Annotated in this window: 10 protein-coding genes and 2 pseudogenes; 6 read left to right on the top strand and 6 right to left on the bottom strand. The window is 57.3% G+C overall.

What is annotated here, in order from left to right:
* Window positions 1-7: 7 nt before the first annotated feature.
* Both JVX98_RS03960 and JVX98_RS03955 read right to left on the bottom strand, forming a co-directional pair.
* Window positions 8-1,528 carry a sensor histidine kinase gene (locus tag JVX98_RS03960; protein WP_205235875.1) on the bottom strand — a complete coding sequence of 507 codons (1,521 nt, stop codon included), beginning with the start codon at window positions 1,526-1,528 and terminating at the stop codon, window positions 8-10.
* 340 nt (window positions 1,529-1,868) lie between these two features.
* A complete protein-coding gene (locus tag JVX98_RS03955) occupies window positions 1,869-2,978 on the bottom strand; it encodes a mandelate racemase/muconate lactonizing enzyme family protein (protein ID WP_205235874.1) in 1,110 nt (369 codons plus the stop codon).
* Window positions 2,979-3,154: 176 nt separating this feature from the next.
* Between JVX98_RS03955 and JVX98_RS03950 the strand changes: the two genes are divergently transcribed.
* The 5 genes and pseudogenes from JVX98_RS03950 to JVX98_RS03930 all read left to right on the top strand — a co-directional run.
* Window positions 3,155-3,847, top strand: coding sequence for a GntR family transcriptional regulator (locus tag JVX98_RS03950; protein WP_205235873.1), 693 nt, complete (start codon window positions 3,155-3,157; stop codon window positions 3,845-3,847).
* A gap of 495 nt (window positions 3,848-4,342) precedes the next feature.
* Window positions 4,343-5,896, top strand: coding sequence for an arylsulfatase (locus JVX98_RS03945; RefSeq protein ID WP_205236935.1), 1,554 nt, complete (start codon window positions 4,343-4,345; stop codon window positions 5,894-5,896).
* 69 nt (window positions 5,897-5,965) lie between these two features.
* The gene (locus JVX98_RS03940; RefSeq protein WP_205236934.1) at window positions 5,966-8,350 is read left to right on the top strand and encodes an arylsulfatase; all 2,385 of its coding nucleotides are present in this window, start codon (window positions 5,966-5,968) and stop codon (window positions 8,348-8,350) included.
* 72 nt (window positions 8,351-8,422) lie between these two features.
* Window positions 8,423-10,015, top strand: a complete 1,593-nt coding sequence (locus tag JVX98_RS03935; RefSeq protein ID WP_371826512.1) for an arylsulfatase — start codon at window positions 8,423-8,425, stop codon at window positions 10,013-10,015.
* A 384-nt stretch (window positions 10,016-10,399) separates the two neighbouring features.
* A pseudogene (locus tag JVX98_RS03930) lies at window positions 10,400-11,091 on the top strand (IS5 family transposase); the annotation flags it as partial.
* Window positions 11,092-11,265: 174 nt separating this feature from the next.
* Here the strand turns inward: JVX98_RS03930 and JVX98_RS32640 are convergent.
* Genes JVX98_RS32640 through folE form a run of 4 tightly spaced genes read right to left on the bottom strand, consistent with a single transcriptional unit; the run spans window position 11,266 to window position 14,549 of the window.
* Window positions 11,266-11,541 carry a DUF2256 domain-containing protein gene (locus JVX98_RS32640; RefSeq protein ID WP_371826520.1) on the bottom strand — a complete coding sequence of 92 codons (276 nt, stop codon included), beginning with the start codon at window positions 11,539-11,541 and terminating at the stop codon, window positions 11,266-11,268.
* A 45-nt stretch (window positions 11,542-11,586) separates the two neighbouring features.
* A complete protein-coding gene (locus JVX98_RS03920) occupies window positions 11,587-13,149 on the bottom strand; it encodes a cryptochrome/photolyase family protein (RefSeq protein WP_205236931.1) in 1,563 nt (520 codons plus the stop codon).
* Window positions 13,150-13,190: 41 nt separating this feature from the next.
* Complete coding sequence (locus JVX98_RS03915) at window positions 13,191-13,898, bottom strand: SDR family NAD(P)-dependent oxidoreductase (protein WP_246764870.1); 708 nt, start codon at window positions 13,896-13,898, stop codon at window positions 13,191-13,193.
* Between the two features lie 42 nt (window positions 13,899-13,940).
* Window positions 13,941-14,549, bottom strand: coding sequence for a GTP cyclohydrolase I FolE (gene folE, locus JVX98_RS03910; protein WP_205236930.1), 609 nt, complete (start codon window positions 14,547-14,549; stop codon window positions 13,941-13,943).
* Between the two features lie 107 nt (window positions 14,550-14,656).
* Between folE and JVX98_RS03905 the strand changes: the two are divergent.
* A pseudogene (locus JVX98_RS03905) lies at window positions 14,657-14,893 on the top strand (ATP-binding protein); the annotation flags it as partial.
* Between the last annotated feature and the right edge of the window lie 116 nt (window positions 14,894-15,009).

Raw genomic sequence — 15,009 nt, 5'->3', positions numbered from 1 at the left:
GGGTCGCCTATTGAAGCTTCACGGTCGCATTGAAAGTTGTCCCGCTGGACCTCTTGTATTCGTATGTACCGTGAAGTTGGCTCATGACACCACGAATCAGACGGCTACCCATCCCTTTGCGCGCCGTGGACGGATCGAAACCCACACCATTGTCTACAATCGTTAGAGATGCGCGATCCGCGCCCGATTGGAAAGAGATCTCGATATGTCCGGGGCAGCTGTCGGGATAGGCATATTTGAGGCTGTTTGTCACAACCTCGTTCACAAGCAGCGCGATTGCCGTGGCTTGCTCCGGCGTCAGTTTGAAGTCACCAATGTCATAATGGACCGAAACGTTGTCGCCATAAGCCGCGACAAGTTTGTCTACTACGGACGGTATGAGATCGCCGGCAGACACGGCATCAAACTGGTCATGTTCGTAGATCTGTTCGTGCACCGCAATCATCGCACCAATACGGTCAAACAGCGCCTTCTGGGCGTCAGGCGGAAGTTGTTGCATCCGAATTATGCTTTGAATGCCCTGGAAATTGTTCTTCACACGATGGTGGATTTCGCGCAGCAAGAGCTGATTGTCGGCCAAAGCTGCTTGCAGATGCGCGGACTTCGTGACATCGCGCCGGACCAGGTGATGAATCCACCCCCCCGCAGCAATCGAAGCGATCGCGGCCAGCGCCAGAACAGCCAGCGCGATGGAAAGGTCACTCCAAAACGGCGCCAAACCGGCCCCATAGTCTTCAGAGGCGACCGCGATGAGATCCGTCCCATCCACACGACGATAAGCCACAACTCGACGAACGCCGTCGGCAGGCGACGTAGCAAAATACGTGCCCGTCGGAGACGAAGGCAAGTACTCCGTGAACAGAACGTACTTGCTCATGTTCAGTGGACCGTCGGCAGCCGGGTATCTTGCGACCAGTTCGCCATCGTTTCGTATCATGCTGACAGTGGAGTTCTCCCCGAGCGAAACCGCCTCCCAAACTTCCTTGAGCAATCCGCCTTCGAAGGAAACCATTGCAGCTCCGGCAAAGACGCCATTCCGTTCCAGGCGCTTGCTGAAAACGAAAATTTGGTGATGGTTCAGCCGGCTTACGAGCAGGCCCGAGACGTAGGATTTTTGGCCAGTTGCAAGTGCGGAGAAGTATGGCCGATCCCGAATGTCGATGGGCCTAATATTGGGGTCTGTTGAGAACAACGTCCGGCCGTTGCGATCAACGACGTAAGCCTGAACCTGCCCAGGCAGGTCTGACACCGCCAGATTGATGTCTGCCACTTCGTCAGACGCGAGCCCAAGCGTGGGGCCCAGCGTGTCGTCAATTCGCCGAAGGGCCTGAACAGCCAACGCATTGATCCAGCTTGCATTGGTCGCAACAATCTTTGATGCGGCCGCGGCACGCTCCTCGGTTCGAAGAATCGAAGAGCGATAGCTCTCGTAGACCCACAAGAAGAGTAGGACGACGAGCGCCGCAAACATGGCCGCCACGATTGATGTGGCAGCGGTCGAGACCGCTAGCCGCTTACCTGTGTCCATGCAGCCGCCCGCTCCAAACCCTACAGCCAGTTAATCTTAGAAGTCTGCTTGCACGATGCAAGGGTGAGTCTCCGGGAATGCTGTCAGGCTTGCGAGGAAGCGGCCCTATAATTGCTCAGTTTGCGAACTTTCTGCCGTGAATACTATCGATAGAGTTTCGCGACGCATTGATTGTGCAGGCGGCAATGGCGGTTCCTGCCGGCACTACAGCGACGACGGCGATAGCAGTTTGCTCGCCTGCTGCACTAGGTTGAAGCACCCGATTGGATCGATGCGGCGCCGAGCGAACTCGTCGGTGAGCTCTTGCACACGCAAGCCCGATCCCGGCGGCTGGGCGCCATTATTTTGCGCCAACCGTGAACAAAGGCTCGCCCAACCTCGCCGCATCGATCTCGATGCCGAGACCCGGCGCCGTCGGAGCAGATCCGAAGCCCGCGTTGGAACGGGGTGTACGGTTCGCTAGATGGCCGTCGGTCCAGTCGTTGAAAAACGGTGTCATAAGGAGGGACTCCGGGCGAGTGGTGGCCGCGACGTGCGATGTCGCCGCGGTAATGATGTCGCCGCCCCACATGTCCTCGACGGACACCGCCATGTTCAACTCCTGAAGCAAGTCACGGGCCTTTACGACATTGGTCAGCCCGCCGAGCTTGCCGAACTTAAGGTTGACGGATACGGCATTGGCTTCAAATTTTGCACGGTAGACTTCGTCGTGATTGACGATGGACTCGTCAAGCACCAGCGGGATCGATGATCCGCGGTGGGCAAGAATGCAGTCAATCGTGCTGCGGCAGGGTTGTTCCACATACACAGGAAGACCGCTCAGCCCCTGCAGCGCAAGCTTAGCGGACGCGAGCGACCAGCCGCCGTTTGAATCGGCCACGATGACAGTTTCGAAATCACCGGCTTCAACGCTTGCCCGCGTACGCGCTATGTCGTCGAACGGATTATTGCCGACCTTCAACTGGAAGCGATTAATCCCTGCTTGTCGACGTTCGCGAATAAACTCAGCCATCGCCTCGGGGCGATCCAGCGGGACCGCTTCGTAGATTGGGAACCGCTCATTCTGAACGCCGCCAATGAGCGCCGAAATCGGTCGGTTCAATGATTTGCCGAAGATATCCCAGCACGCGATATCGAGTGGGCTCTTCGCGAATTCCTGGCCCATCAGCGTGCTATTCATAATACGTGCTACGTTGCCGATATTGGTTGGATCGGCGCCGACGAGTGCTTCTCCGAGATCTTTCAAGGCAGTGCGAATCCCCTGCGGGAATGTCGGGAGATAAACCTTTCCGAGTGTTGTGATTTCGCCCCAGCCGATGAGCCCTTCGTCCGTGCGGATGCGCACGACCGTGCCATCCTCGGCCGCGGCTACGCGGTTGCCAGACATAACGTAAGTGCCGTGGGCGTAGCCCACTTCGTATTTGTAGACGTCGATGCCGATTATCTTCACCTGAAACTCCTTGATGTTGTATATTGTATAAAATATAATTTAACGGCATTCAAGTCAGCGTCCGCTTGAAGGCAAGGAAACGTGACAAGGGAAAGCAGGAAGAAGGTCAGGGGCGAATGTTGTTTAAAACTTCGAACCCCGGTACGAAGGATCACGAGTTGGTTAGGATCGATGCCATGGCTACAGCCGCAAAGGGCCTCAAGCACAAGACGATGGCGTCTGCCGCGGCCGAGGAAATTCGCAATCGGATCCTGGCGGGCGACTATGCCCCAGGCTTTCAGCTGCGTCAGGATGGCTTGGCGGAGGACCTCGGGATGAGCCGCATCCCCATCCGTGAGGCCCTAGTCCAACTTGAAAGCGAGGGACTGCTGAAGATCTTGCCCCACCGGGGGGCGATCGTTGTTCAGCTTACGCCCGATGAAATCGAAGAGCTGTTCAACATGCGGCTTCTCCTTGAACCGTTTTTGTTCAGGCGGTCAGTTCCGCGGCTAACGAGAGACGACTTGAAGGCGCTTCACCAGATACAGACGCGCTACGCCGCGTCTATCGATGAGCTCGATATTGATGTCTGGAACGAACTGAACACCGAGTTCCATCTCACACTCTATAAGCACGCACGCAGTCCGCGTGTATTCCTGACAGTGCAGAGCCTGCTCGTCGAATGCGACCGGTACACCCGGATACAGCTATCGACCATCCGAGGTGATCGAGGACGGGCGGTCGCCGAACATGCGGAGCTTCTGCGTCTATGCGAGCATGGCGCCTTCGAGGAGGGCGCGCGCCTCATGCGCGAGCATATCGACCATATACGCCGCGGACTCACGACTATGCACAGCCGTGATGAAGTCGCTGAGGCGCTCGAAGGCTGACACGCCAAGCAAGTGGACGGTGCAAAACCCGAATTGTAGCCGCGGCATAGGAGCCGACATGCGGATCGGTCGCAAGTTGGCCGTTGTGTCGCAGTCGATGCTCAGGGACGGAACCTGCTTCGTTGCTCGTAAAGTAGACCCAAACCTGGGGCTTGATCGAAGGAGGCGACAACACAGAGCTTGCCAGAGCCCGTCAGCATCTGGCGGCCGGTTTGAACGTCCGGGAAGCCGCGGCCCGCGTGAGGTCGCCCTCGATAGTCGACCTGGGCACCGGAATCGACTTCCTCGACCCGTGTGTCTGAGTGTGCTATTTAAGTAGTCTTTAAAGTAGATTTTCGTCACTGTCGGACAACGATACATAGCATCTTCGACTGTTCCGTTCCGCCTCCAGTCATCCTCTGAACGGAGCATCCTACCTGCTCAATACGAGATCATGCATGCGATGAGGGCCTCTGCGCGTAGGGAGGCCAAACGATCGTTGATCGGAAACACGCCATGAACAAGCGGTCCAAAGTTTGGCTCGGCCTGCTGGTCTCCGCTGCAGCCGCGTCCCTGTATAGCCTCTCGATGCAAGCCGCCGAGGCCAGACCCAACATAGTTGTCATCTTTGGTGACGACATCGGCTACATGAACGTATCGTCCTACGGCGGCGACATCATGGGGGCCGCAACGCCCAATATCGACCGTCTTGCCAAGGAGGGCCTGCGGCTGACGTCATTCTATGCGCAGCCGAGCTGCACGGCAGGCAGGGCAGCCTTCATCACGGGGCAGCTGCCAGTGCGTACAGGTCTCACGACGGTCGGAACACCGGGATCGCCGATCGGATTGCAGAAGGAAGACATCACGCTTGCGGAAATCCTCAAGACCGAAGGGTACGCAACAGCCCAGTTCGGGAAGAACCATCTCGGCGACCTCAACGAGCACCTGCCTTGCAATCATGGCTTCGACGAATACTGGGGCAATCTCTATCACCTCAATGCCAACGAAGACCTTGAGGATCCGGACCGCCCCTCAGATACGCAATTCCGCAAGAAGTTCGATCCGCGCGGGATCGTCTCCTGCACTGCTGGCGGCGAGGTTAAAGACGAGGGACCGCTATCGGTCAAGCGTATGGAAACCTTCGACGAGGAGGTCGTCGCCAAGTCTCTGAACTATCTCGATCAGCGCGCCAAGGACGGTAGACCTTTCTTCCTGTGGCACAACTCGACCAGACAGCACGTCTTCATCCATCTCAAGGACGAATCGCGCAAACTGTCTCGCGCCGGCATCGACGACACCTACGGCAATGGGCTCGCCGAGCACGACGCCCAGGTCGGTGAGCTCCTGGACAGGCTTGATGCGACGGGCCTGGCGAAGAACACCATCGTTGTCTACACATCCGACAACGGGGCCTATCAGTACATGTGGCCGCAAGGCGGCACGTCGCCATTCAAGGGCGACAAGGGTACCACCTGGGAAGGCGGCGTTCGCGTGCCGGCGATCATTCGTTGGCCGGGCGCTCCTGGCGGTCGGGTCAGTTCGGAAATCGTCGACATGACGGACTTAATGCCAACACTTGCAGCCGCGGCCGGAGACAAAGACGTCGTCGAAAAACTGAAGGCGGGTGCGACCTATAACGGGAGGAGCTACAAGCTGCATCTCGATGGATACGATCAGACCGCATTATTTGCTGGCAAGACCGACAGGTCGGCACGGAATTTCGAGTTCTATTACGACGAGACCACGCTGACGGCGATCCGCTACAAGCAGTACAAGATCTCGTTCTCAGTCAAGTCCGGCGAACGCTGGGACGATCCGCTGCAAAACCTTAGCCGTCCGCTGATTACCAACATCCTGATGGATCCGTTCGAGCGTCAGTTGGGGGATGTCGGCCGTCAGTTCGAGGAACACAAAACGTGGGTTCTGACGCCGATCATCGGCATCGTCGCCCAGCATATGGAAACATTCAAACAGTTCCCGCCACGCCAGACGCCCCTCAGCGGCAATTTCGGCAAGACCATCGAAGGCATCCAAGCGCAGTTGAACCGCATTCAGCAGAGTCAACAATAGCGTCCCGTCAAGTCGAGACCGGCAACGGTGATAGGCTACCGTCGCGGGCCAAACGGGGAGGATATCGGCATGTGGACAAACATAGTGCCACCGACCGGCGCCGTTTCATTGGTTGTCGCCGGATTTCTGTCAATTTTGGGCGGGCTCTGCCAAACGGCGACGGCCGCCGACGGCGGTTCCGTGCTGCCATTTCAACCAACGCCGTCCAAGAGCGTCGCCGGGCCGACGTTGAAGGATTCCGTTCACCAGCGCCGGGTGGAAGAGCGACATCTTCCTGCCAATGCGCCGAACATTCTCATCGTGCTCATGGATGATGTCGGCTTCGGGGTCGCCGACACCTTCGGCGGCTTTGTGCATACGCCGACATTGTCGCGATTGGCTGCCGAGGGCATTTCCTACAACGCCTTCCACACGACGGCGATATGCTCGCCTTCCCGTGCTGCGCTTCTGACCGGACGCAATGCCCACAGGGTCGGTTCCGGTACGATCGCGGAACGTGCGCTCGATTGGGAGGGCTATGTCGGCGTTATCCCGAAGACCTCGGCGACCGTCGCCGAGGTGCTGAAGAACTATGGCTACAACACAGCGGCCTTTGGCAAGTGGCACAACACGCCCGCAACCGAAACCACAGCCATGGGTCCGTTCGATCGTTGGCCGACGGGCTACGGTTTCGAGTATTTCTACGGGTTTCTAGCCGGAGAGACGTCGCAATGGGAGCCACGGCTGGTGGAGAACACCTCGCTGGTCGAGCCGCCGAACGACCCGAAGTACCACCTTACGACCGATCTCGCCGACCATGCCATCACCTGGCTCCACAAGCATCAGGCCTACTCACCCGACAAGCCATTCCTGATTTATTGGGCGCCCGGTGCTTCGCATGGCCCCCATCACATCTTTCCGGAGTGGGCCGATCGATACAAAGGCAAGTTCGACGGAGGATGGGATAAGTTGCGTGAAGAGGTCTTCGCCCGCCAGAAGGCCTTGGGCTGGATCCCGGCCGATACGAAGCTGACGCCACGGCCAGAGAGTCTGGCGGCATGGGACAGTATTCCCGAAAGCGAGCGACCGTTCCAGACCCGGCTGATGGAGGTCTTCGCAGGGTTCACCGAGCACGCAGACTTTGAGGCCGGGCGCGTCGTCGACGAGATCGACAAACTCGGCCTACGCGACAACACGCTGATTTTCTACATATTCGGTGACAACGGATCGAGCGCCGAAGGCCAAGCCGGGACGATCAGCGAACTCCTGGCGCAGAACGGCATCCCGAATACGATCGACCAGCATCTGAGGGCGATGGACAAACTCGGAGGCATCAAGGCGCTCGGCGGTCGCGATATGGACAATATGTACCACGCCGGCTGGGCATGGGCGGGATCGACGCCGTTCCAGGCGACCAAGCTCGTCGCCTCCTACTTCGGGGGCACGCGCAATCCGCTCGTGGTCTCATGGCCGTCGAAGATCGGGCCTGACAAACGGCCCCGCTCACAGTTCCATCATGTCAACGATATTGCGCCGACGATCTACGATGTCCTCGGCATCACGCCACCGCTGGAGGTCAACGGTCAGAAGCAGGACCCGATCGACGGCGTGAGCATGGTCTACAGCTTCAACGATGCAGCTGCCGCCGACACCAAAACCGAGCAGTACTTCGAGAACAACGGCAGCCGGGCGCTCTATGAAGACGGCTGGATCGCCTCGGTATTCGGCCCGTTCGTTCCGTGGCAGGCTTCCCAGCCGTTCAACAAGGATTGGGATCCGGATAGGGACACCTGGGCACTCTATAATCTCGCCAAGGACTTTTCACAGGCTGACGACCTTGCGGCGATCGAGAAGGATCGACTCGCCGCCATGAAGGCGCGTTTTCTTGAGGTGGCCAAAGACAACAAGGTCTTTCCGATCGGCGCAGGCAACTGGCTTCGGCTGCATCCGGAAGACCGCATCAAGACTCCCTATACGAACTGGAGTTTCGACGCCGACACGATCCGCATGCCTGAGTTTACGGCGCCGGGTCTTGGCCGGGAGAGCAGTGTCGTCATGGTGGACGCAGACTTCCGCGAGAACGCCAACGGCGTCCTCTACGCGCTCGGCGGGGCAAGCGGCGGGCTTGTCGTCTACATGGATGACGGACATCTTGTTTACGAATACAACATGATGATCATCGAGAACTATCAGGCCCGTAGCCCCGACAGGCTGCCGCCCGGCAAGCACCTGATCGAGATCGATACGACGCTGCAGAGCCCCAGGCCGTTGTCGTCCGCGGATGTCGTCCTGAAGGTCGACGGCAAAGCGGTTGCCCGCACGACGGTAGCTCGGACGGTGCCCGCTGCATTCACCGCATCGGAAACTTTCGATGTCGGCACAGATCTCGGTTCTCCGGTCTCACACGTCTACGCCGAGCGACGGCCCTTCAAGTTCGACGGCAAGATCGATGCAGTGAATGTCCACCTGAAGTGATGGGAGTGCCTCGGCACCGAGTTTCGTGTCGATAAAACGTTGACGAGCGGGTGTAAGCCCACGGAGGATAAAATGTCTTTCTATAGAACACTTGCAAGCGGCGTTTTTGCACTCAGTCTGCTGGGGTCATTCAGTCCGGCCCTTGCCCAGTCCGTGCTGAGCAAGGCGGTCCGGACCAGCGAAACGATGGAGCCTGCGCTTGCCTTTCCTGATCAGGACAGAACTGCAGCCGAGAAATTAGCCGAATTGCAGAAGAGAATTGGTAGAAAGCCCAACATTGTCTGGTTCTTGATCGATGACATGGGATGGGGTGACCCCGGCGTTTATGGTGGCGGAGCAGCCGTCGGTGCGGCGACGCCCAACATGGACAGGCTCGCGCGCGAAGGCTTGATGCTGACCTCCGCGTATTCACAGCCGACCTGCACGCCGACCCGCTCCGCGATCCTCACTGGACGCCTGCCGGTGCGTACGGGACTGACCCGGCCAATTCTCGCGGGAGACAAGATTACCAAGAACCCGTGGGGCGAGGAAACCTCGCTTCCGAAGCTCCTGGGTGAGGTTGGCTATGCGACCGTGCTTTGCGGGAAGTGGCATGTCGGGGATGTCGAGGGCATGCGTCCACATGAGATCGGGTTTGATGAATTCTATGGCTTCTACCCAGCCTCGCAGGAACTTTCGAAAGCCCTGGATAAACGTCGCTATCCAGATCTGGTGCTGAACCCCGAACGGATGCAGATGTTCCGCGACACTGGAGCCAGCGAAGCTCTGATCCACGGCTTCAAGGGCGGAGAAACGACCGTCGCACAGAAAATGGAAAGTCTTGACGACATTGCCGAGGCCGACCACACGCTTAAGGAGTTCAGCGTCGCGAAGATCAGGGAATTGGCCAAGGGCAACAAGCCGTTTTTCCTGGAACATGCCTTCATGAAGGTCCACGCCGACAACTTCGCTTCCAGGGAGTTCGAAGGCAAGAGTGACAGCAAATATCCCTACAAGGACGCGGTCGTCGAGGTCGACGACTATATCGGTGAGATGGTGAAGGCGCTGGACGATGCCGGGGTGCTCGATAATACGTTCATCTTTATCACGTCGGACAACGGCCCCCAGATGGATAGCTGGCCAGATAGTGGCACGACGCCGTTCCGGGGGGCGAAGGGATCCGCCTGGGAAGGCGGCGTCCGCGTGCCCGGCATTGCCTACTGGCGCGGCATGATCAGCCCCGGTCGACAGAGCGACGAATTGTTCGATCTGATGGACCTCTTCAACACATCCCTCGATCTCGGTGGCGCTTTGGACAAGATCCCAACCGACCGCTACATCGACGGCATCGACCAGACGTCCTTCCTGCTCGCTGACGGTGGCCACTCGAAGCGTGAGAAGATCTACATCTGGAACGAACAGAACTTCATGGCCATGCGCATGTACGAATACAAGATCATGACCAAGGTGGTGGAAACCAAATCGCAATGGCTGGATATCGACATGTCCACCATCACCGACGTCGGGCTCGCCCCCTGGGTATTCAATCTCTACATCGACCCGAAGGAGCAATATCCGGTCGGACACCGCATGAACGCATGGCTTGCGTCACTTGGCGCAGAGATGAAAGCGCATGCGGCGACGTTCAAGAAATACCCGCCAAAGGACATCGGACTGGCGCAGTAGGTCAAGGCCCAGTAGCTTGCCTCGAAATCTCGCACCGTTGTCAACGCGATGCAAAGCCTTGAGCCCTGCGTCCCGCCGCGCTCCGCCAGGCGATTTCGAACCTTCTATGTCGCGGGAGGTGTCGCTGTCGCTTATGTCGCAAGCGCCGCACTGACCTGTTCGCGCTCAACGCACAACAAATCCAGTGGAGCACGCCTGTGGGATTTGTTCTTCTCAATAAAAATATCGAATCTTCTTATGTTTTCTGTAGCACTATAGACGTTCATCGGGTTGCCTCGCTTTTCAGTGTCGGAGGCAGGAACCAGCGTCTAGGCCGTAAACTCATAAAATTTCTTGGTGTTTTTCGCGTGTCGTGATTCAAGGCTTCCGGATAAGGGAGGCTCTATGACGCGTCGCCGCTACGAACTTACCGATCACGAATGGTCGATCCTGTCACCACTGTTGCCCAACAAACCCCGCGGCGTTCCTCGGGTCGATGACCGGCGGGTGCTGAATGGCATCCTTTGGCGGCTCCGGACTGGTTCACCTTGGGCGGAAATCCCGGAGCGCTACGGTCCGCCGACCACCTGCTACAACCGCTTCGTCCGTTGGCGGAAGGCCGGTGTCTGGGACAAGCTTCTTGAGGCGGTTTCCGAGGCTTACGATGGCGATATCGTCATGATCGACTCGACCTGTGTCCGTGTTCACCAGCATGCGGCCACGGGAAAAAAGGGGATGGAGACGATGGAGGCATGGGACGTTCCCGCGGCGGGCTTACAAGCAAAATCCACGCGCTCGTCGACGTGGAAGGGCGTCCCGTTTCCCTCCGTCTGACCGGCGGCCAAGTCGCCGACTGCACCGCGGCTGACGCGCTGACGGACGAGCTCGATGAGGGAAATATCCTGTTGGCCGACAAGGGCTATGATACCAACGCCATTCGGGCCAAGGCTGCCGAACGAAAGGCTTGGGCCAACATCCCGCCGAAGACAAACCGTAAGGGCACCTTCGTCTTCTCGCAGTGGGTTTACCGGCAGCGCAACCTCGTAAAGCGTTTCTTCAATAGGATCAAACAGTTCCGTGGCATCGCAACCCGATACGACAAGCGCCCCGAAAACTACCTCGCCGCTGTAAAACTCGTCGCCACGAGAATTTGGTGTCAAAGTTTATGAGTCGACGGCCTAGGAAATAATCCGGTTTATCTGCCTGCCGTAGACGAACTTCAACCGATTGCGCTCGGCAGGCGCATGGCCGGCGTTGACTACGGGGCGCTGTTAATCGGGCGAAGTAAACTTTGACGGCCTTCCTTCCGGCGCGGAAACGAAGGTGTCTTCGCTTCTCTTCGAAGCCGCGGTTTCCTCATGACCCAAAGCCGAATCGGCTCCGACTTGCGCGTCTGACAAATCGAGGCGGGAGCCACGTTTCGATTTGCGGCAACGTTCCGAGCAAAATCTGACCCCGTTCCAGTCCTTCGCCCACTTTCGACGCCACTGAAAGACTAGCCCACAGGCTGGGCAGAACTTCTTGGGAAAATCCGACTTTTTGATCATCCTCGGCACGTTGAGCTTCCGCACTTTCTTGCGTGCTGTCCGAGATCACACGCGTTTACCTGCATCAAGGTCTGCAAGAAATGACCGAGCACTTTGGCGGTAGGGCTCCTGTTTGTCGCCAGACATTCGGTTCCACGAAGAGTATGCCTGGCCGAGGCGATGATTGTTAGAAAGCGTTTCAGCGTTTCGATCGAGGAAGTCCCAGTAAAGAGCATTGAAGGGGCAGGCGTCCGTACCTGTCTTCTTCCCGACGTTGTACCGACATCCTTCGCAGTAGTCCGACATCCGGGAAATGTAGGCGCCGCTCGCGGCATAGGGTTTCGAGGCCATGAAGCCGCCGTCCGCGAATTGGCTCATGCCGATGACGTTCGGCAACTCCACCCATTCGAACGCGTCCGCATATACTGAGAGGTACCAAAGATGAACAGCGTGGGGGTCGAGACCCGCCAGCATCGAAAAGTTTCCAACCACCATTAGGCGCTGTATATGGTGGGCGTAGGCGTGATTTATCGTTTGAGTAATAACAGACGACACGCATGCCATATCTGTGTCGCCGCTCCAAAAGAAATCGGGTAGCGACCTACGTGCGTTAAACGCGTTGGAGTTTTCATAACCGGGCATTTTGAGCCAGTAGATACCGCGGATGTATTCGCGCCACCCGATAATCTGCCGGATGAACCCTTCGACGCTGTTGAGTGGCGCATGGCCTTCCATGTAAGCACGTTCAGCTGCGCGGCAAATTTCCAGGGGATCGAGCAGCCCGACGTTGATGTAAAATGAAAGGAGTGCATGGTTGAGGAACGGTCGGTCTCTCAACATCGCATCTTGGGTTTCCCCAAAATTCGGGAGAAATTGAAGAATGAAATCATCAGCCGCCTCTTCGGCTTGCGTGCGAGTGACTGCAAACCCAAAATCGCTGGCGGAACCCATGTTTTCAGGGAAGTTTCGTTCTACCAGCTCGACTACTTCTCTCGTGATAGTGTCCGGACTGAACCGACGATGCTTAGGTTGGAAAAGGTCAGGCTGCGCTGGCCTGCGGTTCTCGGCATCGAAGTTCCAGCGTCCCCCCTCCGGCTCATTGCCGTTCATCAATAGTCCGGTGCGGCGCCGCATGTCGCGATAAAAATACTCCATAGTCAAAGTTTTGCGTCCCTGTGCCCAGCCTTGAAACTCAGTTTTGGAACACAGAAAGCGAGCGTCTGGCCTTACATCGACAGGCAGACCAAGCAACGTTTCCCATTGTTTCATGGCCTCAAGAACCCTCCACTCTGAGGCCTCGCAGACGACGACTCGCCGGGGCATGACCATAGCGACTTGCCGCGCGAGCTCCTCGGTGAATGAACCACTGTTTTCGGGATCGTCGAGCTTTGTGTAATGAACATCAAATCCAAGTTCACGCAGTTCGCCTGCAAAATGCCGCATCGCAGAAAAGATGAAGGCAATTTTCAACTTGTGATGACTAACGTAGCTGGCTTCTTCCATTACCTCGCACATCATCACGATGTCCTGTGCGGGATCAAAATTCTCCATACTCGAAACGGATCTGGAGAGTTGATCGCCGAGTATGAGCACCAGATTTCGAATCTTTCCTGCAGGAACATGCGGCATTGTTCACCTGAGCATGACAAAAATCAGCTTCGAACGGCCGGTTACCAAGGGATGGCACTCCCGTCATACGCGAAAAACCGGCCTGTTTGCGACGGTTGGAGCCCATCAAGCACGCCTAGTATTCCTTGCGCGGCGTCAGCGGGCTCCATTCGTTCGTGTCCCGATGCAAAAGGGTCTGAAAGGGTGGTCTTAACGCTTCCTGGATGTATCGAAACGACAACCGATTGAGGATTGATCCTGCCGATTTCAATTGCGCCGGTGCGAACAATCTGGTTGAGCGCAGCTTTTGAGGAACGGTAAGAAATCCATCCACCGAGTGCATTATCGGTGATGGATCCCACACGGGCCGACAGGAATGCAAAGATCGTCCTACCCTTGCGAGCAAGAAGCGGGGCGAAATGCTTGAGGACGAGAGCCGGTCCCACAGCATTCAAGGTGAACTGCGCCAACATCGCTGTCTGCGAGATTTGCCGAATGGATCTTTCCGGGCCGACTCCATCGATGGTAAGCGCGCCTGTCGCGCAGATGACCAAATCGTATGCACCGAGTTCAAGTGCGCCGGCAGCCCTCTGCATGCTTGCCTCGTCGGTTATGTCAAACCCGTGGGAACTACGAGAAAGAGGAACTGCTGCAAAACAGTTCGGATCGGATTTCAAGGCCGCACTGATGGCGCCGCCAATCCCGCCACTCGCTCCAATTATAACGGCGGAGTATCCCGCTTTCAGCGATTTCATCGAGTATTCGGACATATCAGGTTCTTTCAGCGATGGTGCCGTGTCGGCCCATGTTTCCTAACCGCGCACGAAATGAATGAATCTTGCCTGATCTCTGGCCGATCGTTCGAACTTTCCAATGAACGTCGTCGTTATTGTCTTGGCACCATGTTTCTGAATGCCGCGCATTGCCATGCACATGTGCTCGGCTTCAAGCATCACCGCAACACCTTTCGGCCTCAAACTTTCCTCGAGAGCAGCGGCGATCTGGGCTGTCATCGTTTCCTGCGTCTGCAGCCGGCGCGCGTAAAGGTCGACCAGTCGGGCCATCTTGGAAAGACCGAGAACCCCGCTTTCGGGGATGTAGGCGATGTGGGCAACGCCATGGAAAGGCACCATGTGGTGCTCGCAATGCGAATGGAACTCGATATCTTTAACGATGACCATATCGCTATAGCCGGCGACGTCAGAAAATGTCGTCGCCAAGATGTCTTCCGGCGTCGCATCGTATCCCGCAAACAGCTCACGATATGCTTTCGCCACCCGCTTGGGTGTATCGAGGAGGCCTTCGCGAGACGGATCATCACCGGCCCAACGGATCAAGGTGCGTACGGCTGACTCCGCTTCCGCCTGGGTCGGACGATACGATGGGAACAAAACATCGCTGTCGGTAACAATCGCGTCCATCAAAGACTCTCCGTATTTTAGTCAACAACACCAGTACGGATTCTGCCTTTGATCGGATCAAATCGGGCAATAGGACGGAGTGCATAATTTCGATCTCTTTCCAACGCGGTGACGTCTTTGGCGATCCCGTCGTCGCCACCGCGCTGCTCGACAGGCTCCTTCACCACGCCGTCGTCATTCAGATCGAAGGATCAAGCTATCGCCTGCGACAACATGCGGAACTGATGCAAGAGCACGTCCGCTCCAAAGCCCTCATCACGCCGCCCGCCTTCGCGCCACCACCGAAACCACGCGGACGGCCACCGAAAAATGGTCACGCCTTCGTGCCGCCCACGTCGGCATAAGTGGGGAATTTTACTTCGGCACTTTTGGGGAGAATTCGAGCGGCATTGACACGGGTTCCAGATCGACCGGAAGAAAGGCCGGCTCGGTGGAGAGCGGTACTACAAGTCAGACGGTC

It is taken from the genome of Ensifer sp. PDNC004, assembly GCF_016919405.1.
Classification (GTDB): Bacteria; Pseudomonadota; Alphaproteobacteria; order Rhizobiales; family Rhizobiaceae; genus Ensifer.
Note: the sequence above shows the minus strand (reverse complement) of the source record. Positions and strands in the feature narration are given on the sequence as shown.